The 19,526-nt window shown below is 65.1% G+C and carries 18 protein-coding genes; 6 read left to right on the forward strand and 12 right to left on the reverse strand.

Annotation, left to right across the window (positions count from 1 at the left end):
- The first annotated feature begins 3 nt into the window (after positions 1-3).
- Complete coding sequence (locus tag VIM61_12375) at positions 4-423, forward strand: EVE domain-containing protein (protein HEY8901199.1); 420 nt, start codon at positions 4-6, stop codon at positions 421-423.
- A gap of 4 nt (positions 424-427) precedes the next feature.
- Here VIM61_12375 and VIM61_12380 read toward each other — a convergent pair whose 3' ends face one another.
- The 10 genes from VIM61_12380 to VIM61_12425 all read right to left on the reverse strand — a co-directional run bounded on the left by VIM61_12380 (position 428) and on the right by VIM61_12425 (position 9,678).
- Positions 428-1,471 (reverse strand): S1C family serine protease, encoded by a 1,044-nt coding sequence (locus VIM61_12380; GenBank protein ID HEY8901200.1) that lies wholly within the window; start codon positions 1,469-1,471, stop codon positions 428-430.
- The gene (locus VIM61_12385) at positions 1,449-1,871 is read right to left on the reverse strand and encodes a hypothetical protein (protein HEY8901201.1); all 423 of its coding nucleotides are present in this window, start codon (positions 1,869-1,871) and stop codon (positions 1,449-1,451) included. The genes VIM61_12380 and VIM61_12385 overlap by 23 nt, the downstream gene beginning before the upstream one ends.
- Positions 1,872-1,880: 9 nt before the next feature.
- Positions 1,881-2,468, reverse strand: a complete 588-nt coding sequence (locus tag VIM61_12390) for a sigma-70 family RNA polymerase sigma factor (GenBank protein HEY8901202.1) — start codon at positions 2,466-2,468, stop codon at positions 1,881-1,883.
- A 75-nt stretch (positions 2,469-2,543) separates the two neighbouring features.
- A complete protein-coding gene (locus VIM61_12395) occupies positions 2,544-3,335 on the reverse strand; it encodes a purine-nucleoside phosphorylase (protein HEY8901203.1) in 792 nt (263 codons plus the stop codon).
- A gap of 48 nt (positions 3,336-3,383) precedes the next feature.
- Positions 3,384-4,190, reverse strand: coding sequence for an ethanolamine ammonia-lyase subunit EutC (eutC, locus tag VIM61_12400; GenBank protein HEY8901204.1), 807 nt, complete (start codon positions 4,188-4,190; stop codon positions 3,384-3,386).
- Complete coding sequence (locus tag VIM61_12405) at positions 4,187-5,581, reverse strand: ethanolamine ammonia-lyase subunit EutB (protein ID HEY8901205.1); 1,395 nt, start codon at positions 5,579-5,581, stop codon at positions 4,187-4,189. Before VIM61_12405 ends, eutC begins: the two co-directional genes overlap by 4 nt.
- 138 nt (positions 5,582-5,719) lie before the next feature.
- Positions 5,720-6,454: a DNA alkylation repair protein gene (locus tag VIM61_12410; protein ID HEY8901206.1), complete on the reverse strand. Its 735-nt coding sequence runs from the start codon at positions 6,452-6,454 to the stop codon at positions 5,720-5,722.
- Positions 6,444-7,355 (reverse strand): 2-dehydropantoate 2-reductase, encoded by a 912-nt coding sequence (locus VIM61_12415; GenBank protein HEY8901207.1) that lies wholly within the window; start codon positions 7,353-7,355, stop codon positions 6,444-6,446. The genes VIM61_12410 and VIM61_12415 overlap by 11 nt, the downstream gene beginning before the upstream one ends.
- Positions 7,352-8,272 (reverse strand): histone deacetylase, encoded by a 921-nt coding sequence (locus VIM61_12420; GenBank protein HEY8901208.1) that lies wholly within the window; start codon positions 8,270-8,272, stop codon positions 7,352-7,354. Before VIM61_12420 ends, VIM61_12415 begins: the two co-directional genes overlap by 4 nt.
- 104 nt (positions 8,273-8,376) lie before the next feature.
- Entirely contained in the window at positions 8,377-9,678 is a 1,302-nt protein-coding gene (locus VIM61_12425) for an NAD(P)/FAD-dependent oxidoreductase (protein HEY8901209.1), read from the reverse strand.
- 80 nt (positions 9,679-9,758) lie between these two features.
- Here VIM61_12425 and nuoD point away from each other — a divergent pair, with 80 nt between their 5' ends.
- Positions 9,759-11,006 carry an NADH dehydrogenase (quinone) subunit D gene (nuoD, locus tag VIM61_12430; protein HEY8901210.1) on the forward strand — a complete coding sequence of 416 codons (1,248 nt, stop codon included), beginning with the start codon at positions 9,759-9,761 and terminating at the stop codon, positions 11,004-11,006.
- 12 nt (positions 11,007-11,018) lie between these two features.
- Here the strand turns inward: nuoD and VIM61_12435 are convergent, their stop codons facing one another.
- Positions 11,019-11,219 (reverse strand): hypothetical protein, encoded by a 201-nt coding sequence (locus tag VIM61_12435; GenBank protein HEY8901211.1) that lies wholly within the window; start codon positions 11,217-11,219, stop codon positions 11,019-11,021.
- A 30-nt stretch (positions 11,220-11,249) separates the two neighbouring features.
- Positions 11,250-11,402, reverse strand: a complete 153-nt coding sequence (locus VIM61_12440) for a hypothetical protein (protein ID HEY8901212.1) — start codon at positions 11,400-11,402, stop codon at positions 11,250-11,252.
- A gap of 243 nt (positions 11,403-11,645) precedes the next feature.
- Between VIM61_12440 and VIM61_12445 the strand changes: the two genes are divergently transcribed.
- From VIM61_12445 to VIM61_12460, 4 genes are all read left to right on the forward strand, one after another.
- Positions 11,646-12,185: an NAD(P)H-dependent oxidoreductase subunit E gene (locus tag VIM61_12445; protein ID HEY8901213.1), complete on the forward strand. Its 540-nt coding sequence runs from the start codon at positions 11,646-11,648 to the stop codon at positions 12,183-12,185.
- A gap of 6 nt (positions 12,186-12,191) precedes the next feature.
- The gene (nuoF, locus tag VIM61_12450; GenBank protein ID HEY8901214.1) at positions 12,192-13,538 is read left to right on the forward strand and encodes an NADH-quinone oxidoreductase subunit NuoF; all 1,347 of its coding nucleotides are present in this window, start codon (positions 12,192-12,194) and stop codon (positions 13,536-13,538) included.
- 199 nt (positions 13,539-13,737) lie between these two features.
- Positions 13,738-15,315 (forward strand): 2,3-bisphosphoglycerate-independent phosphoglycerate mutase, encoded by a 1,578-nt coding sequence (gene gpmI, locus VIM61_12455; protein ID HEY8901215.1) that lies wholly within the window; start codon positions 13,738-13,740, stop codon positions 15,313-15,315.
- Between the two features lie 190 nt (positions 15,316-15,505).
- A complete protein-coding gene (locus VIM61_12460; protein ID HEY8901216.1) occupies positions 15,506-19,504 on the forward strand; it encodes a S8 family serine peptidase in 3,999 nt (1,332 codons plus the stop codon).
- Positions 19,505-19,526: the final 22 nt, after the last annotated feature.

Below are 19,526 nucleotides of genomic sequence, written 5' to 3' on the forward strand. Positions count from 1 at the left end.
GCGATGAGTGACAAGAAGTGCTGGCTCGTGAAGTCCGAGCCCGAGGTTTATTCGTGGGATGAATTTGTGCACGAGGGCGGCACGGCGTGGACCGGGGTGCGCAATTTTCAGGCGCGGATCAACCTGCGCGAGATGACGGTCGGCGACCATGTGCTGTATTACCACAGCGGCGGGGAAAAGGCCGTGGTGGGCGTCGCGAAGGTGCGGCGGGAAGCCTACGCCGATCCCACGGCGGAGGAGGGCGAATGGGTATGCGTGGACCTCGCTCCGGTGAAGAAATTTTCGACGCCGGTGACGCTGGCTGCCGTGAAGGCGCAAAAGTCGCTGCAGGAAATCGCGCTCGTGCGGCAGTCTCGACTGAGCGTGATGCCGCTGGATGCGAAGGCGTATCGCGAGTTGCTCGCGATGGGCGGCCTGAAGTGAGCCGCTATGGGGTCGGGGCGACCGAGGTCTCGAGCGTAAGCGTGGTAAGGCTCGGGGTCGGCTCGCTGTTGTAGGGGCTCGCGGCGACGCGGACGTTCAGCTGTTCCTCCTTGCCATTGCGCCAGACGGTGACGGGGGTTTCCGCCCCGGCGGTGAGGAAGAACGAGGCGTCGAAGATGTCGACGGGATTGTGGACGGGCACTTCGCCCACCTTGAGCAGCAGGTCGCCTTCGCGGATGCCGGCCTGGGCGGCGGGGGAGTCGGGCTGGAGGTTTGCGACGCGGGCGGTGGAAGGCTGGGAGCCGTCGGGCGCGGACTCGACGGAAATGCCGACGTAGCCGGGCTTCAGCTTGCCGAAATTCGCGTAGTCCATGCGGGTCTTTTCCGCGGCATTGATCGGAAGGACATAGCAGGAGGCGTTGCCATCGACGCCGGCGACGACGATGCCGACGACTTCCCCGCTGAGATTGAGGGCGGGAGCGCCGCCGAGGCCGGGCTGCACGGGAAGGTTCGCGCGGATGTGTGTCGTTCGGAAAAATTTGTTGAGATATTCTTTATCGAAGCCCGCGACGAGCCCGAAGCTCGGGCTGACGTTGTGGTCCGTCGGGTAGCCGATCGCGATGAGCGGCGAGGAAATTTCGAGTTTCGAGGAATCGCCGATGGGAATGAAGGGCGTCGGGGCGCCGGCAACCTTGATGAGGGCGATGCCGGTGCGCGGGTCGGCGATGAGCAGACTGGCGGGCATTTTGCGCATGCCCTGGCAGACGGTGATGTTCTTTGCGTCGCCGAGCACTTCGACGACGGTGTAGATCGTGCCGGAGGAGTCGGCGTAGAAGCCGGTGCCTTCGATCTGGCCGTGCTGATCCGAGGACTGGATCTTGACGACGGCGTTGCGGTTGAAGGTGAAGAGCTCCTTGACCCGGGCGGCAATGCTTTGCCCGAGATCTTCTTCGGCGAATGCTGAAAATGTTCCGAGCAGAACGGCCAGTCCGGCGACGGGCAGATGCCGATGGCGTGCGCGGAAGCTAGAAACTGAACGGCGCGTCATAGCTTACTGGCCGCTTCTCGAGAATGTAACTGGGAGGGAGCTTGGCGGAGGAGGAAACCTGCGCGACGGGCAGGTTCGGAGACGCGGGCGCGATTTGCGGGGCGGTCGTGGCGCCGGCCGTGAGTGCGGAGCTGGCGGCGGGGCCCTGGGAATTGACGATCACGCCGGTGACGCCGAGAGCGGCCACAAGGATGCTGGCGTAGGCGATGGCGGGAACGCGGAAACTTTCGAGCCAGAGATTGGCGCGGTCCCAGGCGATCTGCCATACCGGGCGGCGGAGCATCTCGGCCCGCTGCCGGCGCTGAAACTCGAGGAGAAAATCGTCGAAGTAATCCTCGGGCGGCTGCTCGTAACGCTTCAGCCGGATCAGCTTCTGGATGTCGGTCAATTCTTCACTCATGGCTGAATTTCAGGGTGCTCTAAACTCTTCGAGATAATTTTGCAACTGGCGATGCGCGTAGAACAGCCGGGAACGCACCGTGCCCTCGGAGATTCCAAGAATCCTGGCGATCTCGGCGTGGGGCATTCCCTGGATGTCGAACATGGTCACCACCGCTCTATGGTCATGAGACAGCTTCTGCATGACGTCGTTCAATTTTTTTTGAAGTTCGGACAGCGTGGCTTCCCGGCGCGGATCGGAGCCGGCAGTGGCCTCGATATAATCAGGGTCGTTCTCGATGTGGGCGTCGACGTCGTCGAGGCTGGGACCGCGGCGGCGGTTGCGCTTCTTGAGGAAGTTGATCGTCATGTTCGCGGCGATCGTGTGGATCCAGGTGTAGAAGCTGGAGTCGCCGCGGAAGCCCTTGATCGAGCGGTAGGCCTTCAGGAAAATGTCCTGGAGAAGGTCGTTCGTCTCCTCGTGGTTCGAGGTCATGTTGTAGACGAGACCGTAGACGCGCGGACTGTAGCGGCGCACGAGCACGTCGAAGGCGGTGGCGTCGCCGTCTTTCGTGCGCGCGACCAGCTCGTCGTCCTTGGGCTCCAGTGGCTCGTCCATGTGCAAAGGGAAAGACCGCCGATCCTAGCAGGCGAGGCGGCGCGTTGATAGCCGAGAGTTGGAATAACGGGAATCTCAGCCCACCATGCGGGGCAGCGCCCGGTGGAAAATCTCGATGAGCGCGCCGGCGGCGCCGCGGCCCGTATCGGTGACTTCGTCGTGGCTGAGGGTTTCTCCGGAGATGCCGGCCGCCCAGTTCGTGAGGCAGGAGAAGGCGGCGACCTCGATGCCGAGAGCCCGGGCCTGGATGGTCTCGGGCACGGTGGACATGCCGACGGCGTCGGTCCCGAGGGTGCGGAGCATGCGGACCTCGGCGGGCGTCTCGTATTGGGGGCCAAGGAGGCTCGCGTAGACGCCTTCGTGGAGGGGCACGCCGGCCTCGGTCGCGCTCTGGCGGAAAATTTCGCGGAGGCGCGGGCTGTAGGCGGCGGTGAGGTCGATGAAGTTCGGTCCGCCGAGGAGCGGCGTGGTGCCGGTGAGGTTGAGATGGTCGGAGAGCATCATCCACTGGCCGGGCGCGAACGCGGGATTCAGCGTGCCGGCGGCATTCGTGAGGATGAGGCGGTGAACGCCGAGGCGGTGGAGGAGGCGCACGCCGGCAGTGACCTCGCGAGCGGTCCAGCCTTCGTAAAGATGGACGCGGCCGCGGCACAGGAGCAGCGGCTGGCCGTTTACGCGGGCGAGGGCAAAGGCGCCGGCATGACCGGGCACCTTCGAGGCGGGCAGGCCGGGAATGGAGTCGTAGGGAATGGTTGCCTCGATCTCGAGCGCGTCGGCAAAGGAGTTCAGGCCCGAGCCGAGAACGATGGCGACTTGCGCGCCGCAGCCCTCGAGGGCCTCGGGCAGAAGGGGGAACTCGGAACTCATGAAAGCGTGGTCCCAGAAACGGCGGCCGGCTGCAAGACGGGACGTGCGCTATTCGGCCAGGGGGATGGCTTTGGGAATGACGCCGCCGAGCAGCAGGTCGTCGCTGTTGTCCTTCAAATCCACGCCGGTGAGCTGCCGGCGGCGGGCGTTTTCCATGAGGTAGTGGAGCTTGAAGGCGGCGGTCTCGAAGTCGAGGCCGCCGGGGCGAACGTTCGAGATGCAGTTGCGCTCGGCGTCCGACCGGCCGACGCGCGGTCGATACGTGAGGTAGATGCCGAGGCTGTCGGGTGAGCTGAGGCCGGGGCGCTCGCCGATGAGCATGACGACCATCTCGGCGTCGAAGATCTCGCCGATCTCGTCGCCGAGGGCCACGCGGGACTGGAGGGCGACGACGACGGGAGCCAGTCGCCACCCCGCGAGGCGCTCGTGCAGGACTTTCAGAAACGGGACGGCGTGACGGGACGGCGCGAAGGCGGAGAGGCCGTCGGCGACGACGATGACGGCGTCGATGGGGCCGGCAGGCCTGGCGGCAAGGAGGGCCTCGCGGCTGGCGTCATCCAGCCTGCGGCCGTAGTCGGGGCGGACGAGGTATTCGCGGCGTTCCTTCGCGGCGCTGTGGGCGCGGAGCGTGGGGAAACCGGCGTCGCCGAGTTGCGTGGCGATGGCGTCGGCGTCCATCGGGACGTGCACGGCGTCGCGGGCCTGGGCATGGGCGAGGCCGAAGTCGAGCACGGCGTCCGTCGGCAGACTTTCGCCGGTGCGACCGAGGGCGATGCGGGCGTCGGTGAATTTGCGCAGGCCCTGCCAGGGATTCGTTTCGACAGGATCGCGGCGGGCGAGGGGATCGAAACTCATGCGGCGGCGGAAAGGTTACTGGCGTGGCGGAGCAGGGGCTGGCCGGCTGACAGGCGGCTGAGGCGACCGGCGGCGTCGGTCATTTGCATGCGCTCGAGCCATTCCTCGAACTCCGGCGCGCGGCGCAGGGAGAGGGCGCGGCGGACGTAGAGCGAATCGTGGAAGGACGTGCTCTGGTAGTTGAGCATGATGTCGTCGGCGCCGGGAATGCCCATGATGAAGGTGAGGCCGGCGACGCCGAGGAGCGTGAGCAGGCTGTCCATGTCGTCCTGGTCGGCCTCGGCATGGTTCGTGTAGCAGACGTCGCAGCCCATCGGGACGCCGAGGAGCTTCGCGCAGAAGTGGTCCTCGAGGCCGGCGCGGATGATCTGCTTGCCGTCGTAAAGGTATTCCGGGCCGATGAAGCCGACGACCGTGTTCACGAGGAACGGGTTGAATTTTCGCGCGACGGCGTAGGCGCGGGCCTCGCAGGTTTGCTGGTCCACGCCGTGGTGGGCGTTGGCGGAAAGCGCGCTGCCCTGGCCGGTCTCGAAATACATGCAGTTGTCGCCGACGGTGCCGCGCTTGAGCGCGAGCGTGGCTTCGTGGGCCTCCTGCAGGAGCGAGAGACTGATGCCGAAACTGCGGTTGGCTTTCTCGGTGCCGGCGATGGATTGGAACGTGAGGTCGACGGGCGCGCCGAGTTCCGCGGCCTTGATGGTATTCGTGACGTGGGTGAGGACGCATGACTGCGTCGGCACGTCGTATTCGAGGCGGAAGTCGTCGATCATCCGCAGCAACGTCACGATGGCGGGAAGGCTGTCGGTGGCGGGATTGATGCCGATCATGGCGTCGCCGCAGCCATAGAGCAGGCCGTCGAGCATGGAGGCGGCAATGCCTTTCGCGTCGTCGGTGGGATGGTTCGGCTGGAGGCGCACGGAGATGCGGCCGGGCAGGCCCATCGTGTTACGGAAGCGCGTGACGACGCGGCATTTCTGCGCGACGAGGATGAGATCCTGGTTGCGCATGATCTTGCTCACGGCGGCGGCCATCTCCGGGATGATTCCCGGGGCGACGCGGACGAGCGTGGCGCTGTCGGCGAGGTCGCTGAGCAGCCAGTTTCGGAAATCGCCGACGGTGAGGTGGGAGATTTCCGCGAAGGCGATCGCGTCGTGCTCGTCGAAAATGAGGCGGGTGACTTCGTCGTGCTCGTAGGGGATGAGCGGCTCTTCGAGAAAGCGCTTGAGCGGCACCTCGGCGAGAGCGCGCCTGGCGGCCATGCGTTCCTCCTCGGTGGCGGCGGCGATTCCCGCGAGGTAGTCGCCCGACCGCGCGGGACTGGCCTTGGCCATCAGCTCCTTGAGGTCGGCGAAGCGATGGGTGCGGATGCCGATGGTGTGCTGATACGACATTTCGGGATTTGCCTGTTGGGTTGGTCCCGGGCGCTGCAAATCGGGCGACAGCCCCGGTCATCCGGCGGCTCGGGATGTTGGGAGACTGGCAGCACGAAGCATGCCGGAGGTTTTGTGGCGAGCGTTGCGGATTTCCTGTCAGGAAACTGGCTTCCCGATCCGCGGCCGCGCGAGATAGGCCGATCGCGTGGTGGCGGGAAGCCTCTCGATCGCGTAGCGGAGCAGGGTGCGCGGAGCCGAGGCGGCGTGTTGATCGAGAAATGTCCTCAATACGGCTTCGTCCCGGTTGCCGACTTCGCGAAGCATCCAGCCGACGGCCTTGTGCATGAGGTCGTGCTCGTCGGGCAGGAGGGTTTTCGCGAGGGCGAGGGTGGTCGAGAAATCGCCGGCGCGGATGAAGGCGAACGTCGCGAGGATGGCGATGCGGCGGTCCCAGAGACTCGGGGAGGCGGCGAGCCGGTCGAGGATGGAACGGTCGCGATCGAGCAGCCAGGGGCCGAGGAGCAACGGCGCCGAGGAGTCGACGAGATCCCAGTTGTTCACGAATTTCTTCTCGCGGAGGAAGGTCTCGACGAGGCGTTCCCGCTCGCTTGCGCGGCGTTGGTAGCGGCGGACAAGGACAAGCAGGGCGAGCAGCCGCTCTTCGTGAATCGGCGAGCGGAGCAGGGTGACAATGTCGCGCTCCGCGAGGCGGTCGCTGTCACGCGCGATCCGTCGGGTGTCGGGCACTTTCACGCCGAGGAAAATGTCTCCCTCGGCGTAGTCGCCCGGTCCGGTTTTGAAGAATCGGCGCGCCTGGATGGCGCGCTCCGGGCTGGCGGCGGCGTGGAGCGCGCCCCGGATGGCCCGCAATTCCGACGACTCAGCGGCCACGGGATTTTTCGACCGCGACGAGGCGAGCGAGAAGATTCTCGAGATGCGGCACGGGCACGTCGGCGGTCCCGGCGCGGCGAAGCGGCTCTCCCCAGATGGCCTCGATCTCGAGTTCGCGGCCGGCGAGATAGTCGACGAGCGTCGATGGCTGGTAGGCGCCCATGGCGCGGGTCCGCGCGATCTGTTCGTCGATGAATGCTTCGGGAATCGGGTAGCCGAGGGCGCCGGCGGCGGCAATCGTCTCTCGCATGAGGGCGATGACCTCGTCGAGGTGGCTGGCGAGGAGAATGTCGACGGCAACGCCGCCTTCGGCGACGGCGAGGCCGTTGAACGGGATGTTCCAGACGAGCTTCTTCCAGCGTTCCGCGGCGAGATTCTCCACGACGCGGGTTTCGATGCCGGCGCGGCGGAAGGCATCTGCGACGTGCTCCGTGCGCGGCTGCGGAGTTTGTCCGAACTCCCCGATGGAGATCGTGCCGTGGCCAAAATGGTCGACCTGCGCGGGCGAGCGCCGGGTGAGGCAGACGAAGCACAGCGCGCCGAGCACGCGGCCGGCGCCGAACTGCGCGGCGAGGGTGTCGTCGCTGCCGAGGCCATTCTGGAGCGTGAGAAGTCGCGTCTCCGGGCCGAGCAGCGGAGGGATGAGTTTCCCGAGGATGGCGTTCTGCGTGGTCTTGAGCGCCACGATGACGAGGTCGCACGGGCCGATGGTTTCCGTGTCGCGATGGGCGGCGACGGGGTGAAGGTGATAGTCGCCTGCGGGGCTGAAGACACGGATGCCATTGCGAGTCGCCTCTTCGTAGCCCGACCGCAGAAGGAAATGAACGTCTTCGCCCGCCGCGGCGAGCACTGTCCCGTAGTAGAGGCCGATCGAGCCGGCGCCGAGGATGGCAATCTTCATGAACGCGGGATGAGGGATTGGGCGGCGATGCGAATGGTCTGCGCGTGGAGGCGGGCGGTGTGATCGGTCTCGCGGTTGTAGCCTCCACCGTAGAGGACGACGAGCGGGATTCGGCGATCGGTGAAGAGGGCGGTTACAAACCGGTCACGGGTGGCGAGCTCCTGGGCGGAGAGCTGGAGCTGGCCAAAGCGGTCGTTGCGGTGCGGATCAGCTCCGGAGATCCAGAAGCAGAGGTCCGGCGCGAAGGTTTCGACCGCGTCGGGCAGGGAGCGGGCGAGGGCGTCGAGAAAGGCGGCGCCGGCGGCGAAGCGATCGAGCGGGACGTCGAGCGAGCCGGGGATCTTGCGGGACGGGTAGTTCGCGCCGACATGGATCGAGTAGGTGAAGACGCGATCGTCGTGCGGAAAAATGGCGTGCGTCCCGTTGCCCTGGTGGGCGTCGGTATCGCAGACGAAAATGCGGAGCCCGGGGTGGCTCGCATGCAGGTCGCGGATGGTGATGGCGACATCGTTGAGAACGCAGAAGCCTTCGCCGTGGTCGGGGAAGGCGTGGTGGGTGCCGCCGGCGAGGTTTGCGGCGATGCCGTGAGCGAGCGCGTGCCATGCGGCGCGGCGGGTGCCCTCGACTTCGAGCGCGCTGCGGCGATAGAGCGCTTCGCCGGGCGGCAGGCCGAGCTGGGTGGTCTCGCGCGAGGTGAGCGAGCCGGCGCGTAGTCTCTGCAGGTAGCCCGCCTCATGGACGCGGGCGATGATGGCGTCGTCGCACGGTTCGACCTCCTCGATGTCCGCGGCATCGAGATGGCCCGAGTCGAGCAGAAGGCGATGCGCTTCCGGAAATTTCCGCATGGGGAACGGATGGCCGTCCGGCAGCGGGAAATGGTAATCCGGGGAATAGAAGCAGCGCATCGTTGCCAGCATACGCGGGAGTGAAAGCCCGGAAAACGCCGAAGGCCGGCTTGCGCCGGCCTTGAAACTCGCTCCCGCCGGAAATCCGACGGGCTCGATGGCGTGAACCTCGAGGGTTAGCTCTTTCCCTGCAGATCCTGGATCGGCTCGGTGATGACGCGAGCTCCGCGCGAGAAGGTCAGGAAGGCCCAGCCCCATTGCAGGAAGACGATCACGCGATTACGGAAACCGATGAGGAAGAAAAGGTGAATGAAGGCCCAAGTGAGCCATGCGAAGGTGCCGCTGAAGCGGATGCCCTTGATGTCGGCGACGCCGGCGTGCCGTCCGATCGTGGCGAGGCTGCCCTTGTCGAGATACCAGAAAGGCTCGGTCGCCTTGCCGGCGATCTGACGCGCGACGTTCTTGCCGGCGTGCTTGCCCATCTGCATCGCGGCGGGCGCGACGCCGGGAACGGGCTTGCCCTTCTTGTCCTTCACGAAGGCCATGTCGCCAATCGCGTAGATTTCCGGGCGACCTGGGATGGTGAGGTCCTGATTGACGACGGCGCGGCCGGGGCGGTCCGTCTCGCAGCCGAGCTGCTTGACGAGCGGCGAGGCGGTGTTGCCGGCGGCCCAGATGACGGTGTGGGCGGCGAGGCGTTCACCCTTGAGCTCGACCCAGCGGTAACCCATGTCGGTGACCGGCGTGTTGACGAGCACTTCGACGCGCAGGCCTTCGAGCTGCTTCTTTGCGCTGGCGGAGAGGCTCTCGTGGAAGGGCGGAAGGACGCGCGGACCGGCCTCGACGAGGATGATGCGGGCGCTGGTAGGGTCGATGCGGCGGAAATCCCGCTTCAGCGTGGTGTGGGCGAGCTCGGCGATGGCGCCGGCAAGCTCCAGACCGGTGGGGCCGGCGCCGACGACGACGAAGGTGAGCGCGCTGCGGCGTTTTTCCTCGTCTTCGTATTTCTCGGCCTGTTCGAAGGCGGTGAGGACGCGGTGCTTGATGTCGATCGCGTCGTGCAGGCTCTTCAGACCGGGAGCAAATTCCTCCCACTGGTCCTTGCCGAAATACGAGTGGCGAGCGCCGGCGGCGACGATGAGATAGTCGTATTTGATCGTGCGGCCCGTGGTGATGACCTCCTTCGTGTCGGGACGAATCTCCCGGACCGAGGACATGGCTACCGTCGTGTTCTGCTGATCGCGAAGAATGGAACGAATCGGCTTCGCGATATCCGCCGGCGAGAGTTCCGACGTGGCCACCTGATACAGCAGCGGCTGGAAGAGGTGGTGGTTCGTGCGATCAAGCAGGATGACCTTCGCGGGCGCATCGCGCAACGCGACGGCGGCGCTCAGGCCACCAAATCCTCCTCCGATGATGACGACGACGGGTTGGCTTGCATTTTGGGGGCCGGCTGTGGATGTTGGCGATTGATTCACGGGCGCCGTGAAATTTTCATAAAGCGCGCTTCGGATCAAAGCTGAAATCGAAATCTTCGTTCAATCCCCACCCGGAATCCATGGCTACGACGTTCGAGCAACCCGACACCCTGGCGCGAAGTTTGAATGGCCTCCACTCCGCTCAGGAGGGCGGCGAGCTTCTGGGGGAAACGCTTACGTTGAACATGGGGCCGTCGCACCCGTCCACGCACGGGGTGCTGCGGATCATTCTCGAACTCGACGGCGAGCTCATCACCAAGGCGGATGCGGACATCGGTTATCTGCACCGCGGCGACGAAAAGATCGCGGAAAACATGCAATACAACCAGTTCGTGCCCTACACGGACCGGCTGGATTACCTCGCGCCTCTGGCGAACAACGTCGCCTACGCCCTGGCCGTGGAGAAGCTCATGGGCTGGGAGCTGCCCGCGCGCGGCAAGGCGATCCGCGTGATCTGCTGCGAACTCGCCCGCATTTCCGCGCACCTGCTTGGCCTGGGAGCCTTCGCAATGGATGTCGGCGCCGTGACGATGTTTCTGTGGACCTTCACGGAGCGTGAGAAGATCTACAACTTGATCGAGTTGCTCACCGGGGCGCGCTTCACGACGAGTTACACCCGCGTGGGCGGGCAGACGCGCGACCTGCCGCCGACCTTCATCCCGGCGTTGAAGGATTTCATCACGAGCTTCCGCAAAGTGCACAAGGACCTCGACGCGATGCTCACCCGCAATCGGATCTTCATCGATCGCACGAAGGACATCGGCGTGATCTCGAAGGAAGACGCCATCGCCTACGGAATTTCGGGCCCGAATCTTCGCGGCAGCGGCGTCGAGCACGATCTGCGGCGCAAGCAGCCGTATCTCGATTACGAGAAATACGATTTCGAGATTCCCGTTGGCACGGTGGGCGATTGCTTCGACCGCTACCTCGTCCGCATGGAGGAGATGAAGCAGAGCTGCCGAATTCTCGAACAGGTCATCGATTCTCTCCCGGGCGGTCCGATCAATATTCACGATCCGAAGAGCACGCTTCCGCAGAAGGAAGCCGTGCTGACGAAAATGGAGGAACTCATCCACCATTTCATCGTCGCGACCGAGGGAATCGAGGCCCCGGCGGGCGAAATTTACTTCGGCGCGGAAAACCCGAAGGGCGAACTCGGCTTTTACATCTACAGTCTCGGCGGCGGCGTGCCGTATCGGCTGAAAATCCGCGCCCCGTCCTTCGTGAATCTGAGCATTTGCGCGAAGCTGATGCCCGGCCACTTCGTCAGCGACGTGGTGAGCATCCTCGGCAGCATCGATTTCGTCATGGGCGAGTGTGACCGGTAGCGCGGCCCCGACTCATCGCCCAACCTGCAAAAAATACGCGCCGACGGTGGCGGCGACGGCCCCAAGGCCGACCGTGATGGCGCGGCTGATGCGCTGGAGGGCGATTTCCCGGCGGTGCGGGGCGACGTGGGCCATCGAGCATTCGTAGCGATCCATGAAGAGCTCGATCGAAGGATCCAGCGCGGCGCGGCGGTTGGCGGAAGAAGCGTTCATCGGATGGAAAAGGTGATGGATTGTCTGATTCTAGTAGGTGGTCGTCTGGGAAACCGTGGCGCTGGCCGCGGGAGTCACTGTGGTCGAAGAATGCGTCGTCGTCTCCGGTTCATCGCGATGCACAGTGACGCACCCGGTGAGAGTGAGAAGAGCGGCGGCGAACAGGGAGGACAGCAGTTTCATGGTTCCCTGAATCCGCAGTCCCTGTGCCAGAGGGGCATTGCCGAGACGGAAGTGCTTGTCGGGAAGAGGGATGCGGGATTTGGTCGACGACGGGGAGAGATCCCCAATGGGAGCGAATTGCATGATCATCGCGATCAGTGATTGCATTTTGCCCGGGTGGAGAAGGACGCAGGGCACGTTCGGCGGCGCGGAGGAATTTGAGCATCGACGCGCGCGAGAATTTCTGGCCACTCTTCGGGCCGGATGATGACGAGCGACGTGACCCCTCCGCAAGCCGACGCCATTCCCGCCGAACTGCTGGCGGAAATCGAAGAAAGCATCACGCATTACCCGGTCTCCAAGCGCAGCGCCTCGCTGCCGCTGCTGCACCTTTGGCAGAATCATTTTGGCTACATCGACGACTCCGGTATCGAATGGATCGCCGCAAAACTCGAGCTCACGCCGGTCAACATCTACGAGCTCGTCACGTTCTACCCGTGGTTCCGCCGCGAGGCCGCCGGGAAAACGGTCATCCGCGTCTGCCGCACGCTGGCCTGCGCGATGGCGGGCGCCTACGGCATCCGCGAAAAATTCTGCCAGGCGACCGGAGTGGACGTCGACCACGAGTCGCATGGCTTCGGGCATGCTCCGCCGACGAGTTCGGACGGAAAATTCAGCGTCGAATTCGTCGAGTGCCTTGCGAGTTGCGGCACGGCGCCGGTGGCGTTGATCAATGACGACCTCGTCGAGAACATCACCCCCGAGGACGTGCCCAACATCGTCAAGGAATACGACGTCAACTGACCTGTCATGGTTTCGCTCATCCCCCAGCCTCATCCCCGCGAACGGCGCATCATTTTCGAGAACATCAGCCGGCCCGGCTGGTCGAACGACATCGATACCTACGTGGCCCACGGCGGCTACGAGCAGCTCAGGAAGGCGCTCGGCATGCAGCCGTCGGAGATCGTCGACGCGGTGAAGGCGGCGAACCTGCGCGGACGCGGCGGTGCGGGATTTCCCTGTGGCGTGAAGTGGAGCTTCATCAAGCGCGACGACGGCAAGCCGCATTACATCACGGTCAACGGCGACGAATCCGAGCCCGGCACGTTCAAGGATCGCTACATCCTTCACAACGATCCGCACCAGCTCATCGAAGGTGTGCTGATCGCGGCGTGGGCGCTCAACGTCAATCTCGCCTACATCTACATCCGCTGCGAATTCCCGCATGCGGCGAAGATCGTCTGGAATGCGATCAAGGAGGCGAAGGCGAGGGGGCTCGTCGGAAAAAACATCTGCGGCAGCGGGTTCGACTGCGACATCTATGTCCACCAGGGCGCGGCGGCCTACATCTGCGGCGAGGAGACCAGCCTCATCGAATCGCTCGAGGGCAAGCGCCCGTATCCGCGCATCAAGCCCCCGTATTTCCCCGCGGTGCTCGGCCTCTACATGTCGCCGACCATCGTGAACAACGTCGAGACGCTCTGCCACGTCGTCCACATCCTCCGTCTCGGGGCCGAGGAATACGCGAAGATGGGCACGCCGGGCGACGGTGGCACGCGCACGATGTGCGTGAGCGGCGACGTGATGCGGCCCGGCTATTACGAGCTGCCCGCCGGCGCGGTGACGCTTGGCGAACTCATTCACGACATCTGCGGCGGCCTGAAGCCCGGCCGGAAGTTGAAGGCCGTCATTCCCGGCGGCAGTTCGGCGAAGGTCATGCGCGCGGGCGAGGTCTACAAGATCAAGGTGAAGGCCCAGGACGGCACCATGATCGACAAGGAAGTCGCCATGGAGGACGTCGTGATGGATGCCGCCAGTCTTGCGGCCGTTGGCACGATGGTGGGCAGCGGCGGCGTGATGGTGATGGACGACAGCCGCGACATGGTCTGGGCGCTCAATAATCTCAACCAATTCTACGCCCACGAGAGCTGCGGCCAATGCACGCCCTGCCGGGAGGGCAGCCTGTGGATGTCGAAGATGACCACGCGCATGATGGCTGGCGGCGGCAGCGCGAACGATCCCGCCACGCTCAAGAATGTCGCCGACAACATCGCGGGCCGCACGGTTTGCGCCTTTGGCGAAGCGTGCTCCTGGCCGACGCAGAGTTTCCTCGCCAAGTTTCCCGAGGAATTCGCCGCGCGAAGCGCGAATGGATAGAAGATAGAAGGGACCCACCCTTGAGCGGGGCGGAAGGCCAGCTTGCCGCCGTTGCCGGTGGCAAATGAGGCACGACTGTTTTTTTGAGGTCGCGGTGGCGACCAATTTGTGCCGGTCGCTCGAGAAATTTTGCGGAAAACGCGTCCGGGGCAGTTCCCGGGTTTGACCCGCGTCGCGCGCTCGGGAATGATGCCGAGCCATGTCGAAGCCGGTAATTTTGATCATACGTGACGGATGGGGCATCAACCCGAATGGGAAGGCGGGGGCCGAAGCGGATGGCAATGCCACCCTGCTCGCGAAGACGCCGTTTCACGATCATCTCTACGCGACGTATCCCGGCGCGACGCTCAGCGCGAGCGGCATGGATGTCGGCCTGCCGGACGGCCAGATGGGCAATTCCGAGGTCGGGCACCTGAATCTCGGCGCGGGCCGCATCGTTTACCAGGATCTCACGCGCATCAACAAGGCGATCGCCGACGGCGAACTTGCGAAGAATCCCGTGCTGCTCGAGGCGTTCGAGAAGGCGAAGGGCTCGCGACTCCATTTCATCGGCCTCGCGTCCGACGGCGGCGTGCACTCGCATCAGGATCACCTCGTCGCGCTCGCGAAAGTCGCGACGGACGCCGGCGTGAATGACATCCTCGTGCACGCGATCGCGGATGGTCGCGATACCTCGCCGACCGGCGGCGCCGGTTATCTCGCGACGATCGAGGAAGGGTTGAAGCCCAGTGGCGCGAAGATTGCCACGGTGATCGGGCGTTATTTCGCGATGGATCGCGACAAACGCTGGGAGCGCAACAAGCTCGCGTGGGATGCCATTGTTCTCGGCAAGGGAACCGCGACCGAGCTTTCCCCGAGCGCGGCGATCCAGGCCGCCTACGCGGCCGACCCGCGCGGCGACGAGTTCCTCCAGCCCCTGATCTTCTGCCACGCCGACGAGCAGCGCATGCGCGACGGCGACGTGCTCATCTGGCTGAACTTCCGCGCCGACCGCGCCCGCCAGCTCACCGAGGCGTTCATGGACCCGGCGTTCAACCATTTCGAAACCACGGGCAAGCCGAAGTTCGCCGGCTACTACACGCTCACCGAATACAAGGAGAGTTACACCGACTTCGGCGTGAAGGCGATCCTCCAGCCCGCGAGCATGGAGAAGATCCTCGGCGAAGTCGTCTCGGCAGCCGGCCTGAAGCAGCTGCGCGCGGCGGAGACCGAGAAATTCCCGCACGTCACCTTCTTCTTCAACGGCGGGGCGGACACGCCATTTGCCGGCGAGGACCGCTACCTCACGCTCAGCCCGAAGACCTACAGCAAGGACGGCAAGGAGGCGCCCCTGCCGACCTACGACCTCATGCCGCAGATGAGCGCGCCCGATCTCGCCTTCGAGGTCACGCGCCGCCTCGAGAACTACGACATGGTGATCGTGAATTTCGCGAATCCCGACATGGTCGGCCACACCGGCGTTGTCGAGGCGGGCATCCACGCTGTCGAGACGATCGACCGCGGCGTGAAAATGCTCGTCGAGCGCGCGCTGGAACTTGGCGGAAAACTCATCATCACGGCCGATCACGGGAACTGCGAGCTGATGCGCAACCCCGACGGCTCGCCGAACACCGCGCACACGACGAATCTCGTGCATTGCCTCTACGTGGCGAACGATGCCGCCGATTGCAAGGTCGAGGACGGCATCCTCGCTGACATTGCGCCGACGCTTCTCGCGCTGCTCGGAGTCGCGCAGCCGCCGGAAATGACCGGCCACAGCCTCGTCTCGAAAAAGTAGAGGCGGTAGCCGGTTGCGCCTCGTGTCACCGGTTCGCGGTGACACGTTGGGCGCGAACGTGGGGGTTTCTGGCTATCAACGGATGACGAATCTCGGGTCGGCACGGTGAGTGCTGGGTGCTGGCCCACCTTTTCAAGACGTTGAAACCCCCTTGCCATTTCGCTGCGGCTGCCGGACGGCCTTTCTCCCGATGAAATCCCGACCCTGGAAATATGGGGTCGCGCTCGTCGTAGCCGGTCTCGTCGCCCTTGTCGTTTTGTTGTGGGGTCGCGCCGAAACGGGGGCATCTTCCCCGAAAGATCCGACTTCCGTTGCCGTCGCTCGGGCGTCCGCGGCGCCGGCTCCCGTCCCAGCCAGGGCGGTTGCGGGCGCGACACCGCCACCCGGTGCGCCTGCGGCTCCGGCGGCGCCTGCCGTCACGCCGGAGGGGCGCCTCGTTCTGGAGGATGGCGGACAGGAGCGTTCGTTCACGATTGCGCGGGATGAATTCGTGCGGCGCAGTCCCGAGGGGATCGAGCAGAGTGTTTCCGTGCCGCCGGTCGCGGATTTGCGGGGTTTGCACGATCAATGGACGCAGCTTTCCGCGAAGCAGGACGGCGAACTTTTTCTCGTCGCCTACGAAGATGGCGTCGCGCGCAGCCTGACGACGCGGCGACTGATCCTGCCGCAGATCCGAGTGGAACTCGAGGAGGGCGTGGGCCTTGCGGCGGCGATCCCGAATGCCGTGCAGGTGGAATTCCCCGAATACGCACCCGGCTTCGCCGTCGTGAAGCTGCGGGATTCCTTTGCGGCCCTTGATGCGTTGAGCACGGTGCGTGCGACGAATGGCGTGCGCCGGGCGGATGTCCTTCTCGCGAAGCAGCAGACGCGCCGCGCGCTGCCGAACGACCCGCTCATCGGCAGCCAGTGGCACTTGAAAAATACCGGCCAGAGCGGCGGCGCCGCGGGCATCGATGTGAATGTCGAGCCGGTCTGGAACTACGGCGGCACGGGATACCGCGGGGCCGGTGTCGTGGTGGGCGTCGTGGACGGTGGCCTGCAAACGGCCCATCCCGATCTTGCGGCCAACGTCCTTACGGATATCGACCATGATTGGAACGACTCGACGCCCGACGACCCGAATCCCCCGACCGGGGACGGGGTGGACGGAGACAATCACGGCACTTGCTGCGCGGGCAACGTGGCCTCCGTGGGCAATAATTCCCTCGGCGTGTCGGGAACGGCACCCGAGGCGAAGGTGGTCGGGTTGCGCCTGATTGCGGGCTCCTCGAGCGACTCCGACGAGGCCGAGGCCATGGCCTGGCGCAACGACGTCATCGCCATCAAGTCGAACAGCTGGGGACCCGACGACGACGGCGCAACGCTCGAGGCCCCAGGCTCGCTCATGAAGGCGGCGTTGAAAACAGCCACGACAAGCGGCCGGGGCGGCCTTGGGAGCATCTTCCTGTGGGCCGGCGGAAACGGCCTCGATGTCGGCGATAATTCCAACTACGACGGCTACGCCAACTCCATTTACACGATCGCGATCGGCGCTTTCTCGAACCGGTCGACCCAGGCTTACTACAGCGAATCCGGGGCGAATCTCGTCGTCGTGTCACCGTCCGGCGGAGATTCCAGCGCCGGCGAGTTGGACATCACGACGGTCGATCGCACCGGGTCGGATGGCTACAACAACTCGTCCATCACGAGCGACTTGTCGGACCGAAACTACACGAAGACTTTCAACGGCACGTCCTCGGCGACGCCGACCGCCGCGGGCGTGGTCGCCCTGCTCCTGCAACGCAATCCAAATCTCGGCTGGCGCGACGTGCAGGAGATCCTCATGAAGTCCGCGCGGAAGGTGAATCCCTCCGACACGGACTGGACAACGAACTCCGCCGGTTTCCATTTCAATCACAAGTTCGGCGCGGGGCTCATCGATGCGAATGCCGCCGTCGCGCTGGCCGCGACGTGGACAAATCTCGCGGCGCAGATTTCCGCCGTTTCCACGCAGTCCGGCCTCAGTGTCGCGATTCCGAACAACAACTCCACCGGCATCACCCGCAACTTCGATCTCAATGCGAGCAACCTGCGTGTCGAGCACGTCACTGTGCGCGTGACGATCAACCACACCGCGCGCGGCAACCTCGCGATCACGCTCACGTCGCCATCCGGCGTGGCCAGTCGCCTCGCCGAGGTGCACAGCGACACGGGCGACAATTATTCCGACTGGACGTTCATGACCGTTCACGATTGGGGCGAGAATTCGGCGGGCACGTGGACGCTGAAAATCGCCGACCTCAGCAGCATCGGAAATTCCACGGGCGGCACGCTCACGGCCGCGGAGCTCACCGTCTTCGGCACGGCGGCCGCGGCCGCGAACAAGGCGCCGGTCGTTCAGCTGACTTCGCCGCAGGACCAGAGTTCGTTCAGCATCGGTGCGCCGATCGCGCTCGCCGCGACCGCGACCGACCTCACGGCCGAGGGCTCCACCGGCGTGGTGACCAAGGTCGAATTTCTCTCCGGCAGCACGGTCATTGGGACCGACACGACTGCGCCCTATACCTCCTCGTGGACGCCGTCCGCGGCTGGCAGTTACACGCTCAGCGCCCGCGCCGTGGACAGCGAAGGCGCGACCGGCACTTCGGCGACCGTTGCGATCACGGTCGCGAATCTGCCGCCGAGCGTCACCGCGGGATCGATCTCGCCCGCTTCCCAGGCATTCAGCGACCAGACGCTCGAGCTGACCGGCGTCACTGCGAGCGATCCCGAGGGCGCCTCCGTTTCGCTGACCTGCCAGTGGCAGTCGAGCACCGACGGCGTGACCTTCACCGACGCCTCTGGCTCCACGGCGGCTACGCTGCCCGCCGCCGCGGCAAATGCCGGCAAGGTCTGGCGTTGCGTCATCACGCCAGGCGACGGCGTGAACACCGGCGCCGCGTTTCTCACCGGCGCCGTGATGGTGCTCACGCGGCCGGAGACGAATGCGTCGATCGGCGATGCGTATACCTACGAGAGCGATCTTGTCCTGCGCGGCACCGCGACCACTTTCACGCGCGCGGCCATCATCAACGAATTCAGCCAGGGCCCCAGTGGCGGCACCGCGGAGTGGGTGGAGATCCTCGTGCTGCGGGCGGGCAGTCTGCGTAACTGGAAGTTCGACGACGCCACCGCGAACGCGTCGGTCGTGACCTTTGCCAACAGTGCCGTGTGGGACAACATTCCGGCCGGCACGCGCATTGTGATCTACAACGGCGCGTCGAAAGATCCGTTGTTGCCTGCCGACGATGCCGACGTCGCCGACGGACGGCTCGTGCTGGCGTCGAACAACACGACTTACTTCACCGGCAGCTGGCCATCGCTCTCCAACAACGGGGACGCCCTCGTGCTGAAGGACGCGACGACTGCCGTGATGCACCAGATCGGCTACGGCAGCAACGCGACGGTCACGCCGAATATCGGCTCCGTCGGCGGCGGCTCGGCGGCATCTTTCACGGGCGATACCGAGGACGCCGCGGCCACCACGGCGGGATGGCGCGTGAATTCCGCGACGACTGCCGGCAGCACCACGGTGGTCGGTGTGACCCCCGGAGCCGGCAACACCACCGCCAATGCCACTTTCGCTGCGAATCTCGCATCGGGCTATTTCAGTCAGCCCGCGCTCTTCCGCCTCGGCGCCGCCAGCCAGACTCCGGCCGGGCTTTCGATCGATGCAAACACCGGTGTCCTCGGCGGCACGATTCCGAATGCTCCCGGTAACTACGCCATCGTCGTCGAGCGCTACAATGGGCTGAACGAAGTCGTCTCGCTGAGTTACACGCTCACGATTCTCGAGCCCGGCGTCACGCCGACCCCGACCCCGTCGCCCACGCCCGATCCTTCGGCGACGCCAACTCCCTCGCCGACGCCCGAGCCGACAGCGACTCCGTCGAAGGATGAGCCGCCGGCCATCCGAGTTTTCAGGAAGAAAGTCGTGTCGGAGGGGACGGCCATCGTGATCCGCGGTCGCGCGGAGGGCTCCGGGACGGTGAAACTCACCGCGAAAAACGGCCGCGTGAAGCAAACCCTCAGCGTGGAGACCGGCAGGACGTGGTCCCTCCGGATCAGGCTCCATGTCGGACGAAACACGATCATCCTCCGCAGCATCGACTCGCAGGGAGTTTCCGCGAAGCCGGTGCGCGTGCGGGTGAGCGTTCCGCCGGCCGGCTGAGGCGCGTCGCGACAAGGGGCGC

The organism is Chthoniobacterales bacterium (assembly GCA_036569045.1).
Taxonomy (GTDB): Bacteria; Verrucomicrobiota; Verrucomicrobiia; order Chthoniobacterales; family JAATET01; genus JAATET01.

Bases quoted from the DNA above. Each gene is read 5' to 3' on its own strand.
- VIM61_12375 (HEY8901199.1), top strand. From the start codon at position 4: ATGAGTGACAAGAAGTGCTGGCTCGTGAAGTCCGAGCCCGAGGTTTAT.
- VIM61_12380 (HEY8901200.1), bottom strand. From the start codon at position 1,471: ATGACGCGCCGTTCAGTTTCTAGCTTCCGCGCACGCCATCGGCATCTG.
- VIM61_12385 (HEY8901201.1), bottom strand. From the start codon at position 1,871: ATGAGTGAAGAATTGACCGACATCCAGAAGCTGATCCGGCTGAAGCGT.
- VIM61_12390 (HEY8901202.1), bottom strand. From the start codon at position 2,468: ATGGACGAGCCACTGGAGCCCAAGGACGACGAGCTGGTCGCGCGCACG.
- VIM61_12395 (HEY8901203.1), bottom strand. From the start codon at position 3,335: ATGAGTTCCGAGTTCCCCCTTCTGCCCGAGGCCCTCGAGGGCTGCGGC.
- eutC (HEY8901204.1), bottom strand. From the start codon at position 4,190: ATGAGTTTCGATCCCCTCGCCCGCCGCGATCCTGTCGAAACGAATCCC.
- VIM61_12405 (HEY8901205.1), bottom strand. From the start codon at position 5,581: ATGTCGTATCAGCACACCATCGGCATCCGCACCCATCGCTTCGCCGAC.
- VIM61_12415 (HEY8901207.1), bottom strand. From the start codon at position 7,355: ATGAAGATTGCCATCCTCGGCGCCGGCTCGATCGGCCTCTACTACGGG.
- VIM61_12420 (HEY8901208.1), bottom strand. From the start codon at position 8,272: ATGCTGGCAACGATGCGCTGCTTCTATTCCCCGGATTACCATTTCCCG.
- nuoD (HEY8901210.1), top strand. From the start codon at position 9,759: ATGGCTACGACGTTCGAGCAACCCGACACCCTGGCGCGAAGTTTGAAT.
- VIM61_12435 (HEY8901211.1), bottom strand. From the start codon at position 11,219: ATGAACGCTTCTTCCGCCAACCGCCGCGCCGCGCTGGATCCTTCGATC.
- VIM61_12440 (HEY8901212.1), bottom strand. From the start codon at position 11,402: ATGAAACTGCTGTCCTCCCTGTTCGCCGCCGCTCTTCTCACTCTCACC.
- VIM61_12445 (HEY8901213.1), top strand. From the start codon at position 11,646: ATGATGACGAGCGACGTGACCCCTCCGCAAGCCGACGCCATTCCCGCC.
- nuoF (HEY8901214.1), top strand. From the start codon at position 12,192: ATGGTTTCGCTCATCCCCCAGCCTCATCCCCGCGAACGGCGCATCATT.
- gpmI (HEY8901215.1), top strand. From the start codon at position 13,738: ATGTCGAAGCCGGTAATTTTGATCATACGTGACGGATGGGGCATCAAC.
- VIM61_12460 (HEY8901216.1), top strand. From the start codon at position 15,506: ATGAAATCCCGACCCTGGAAATATGGGGTCGCGCTCGTCGTAGCCGGT.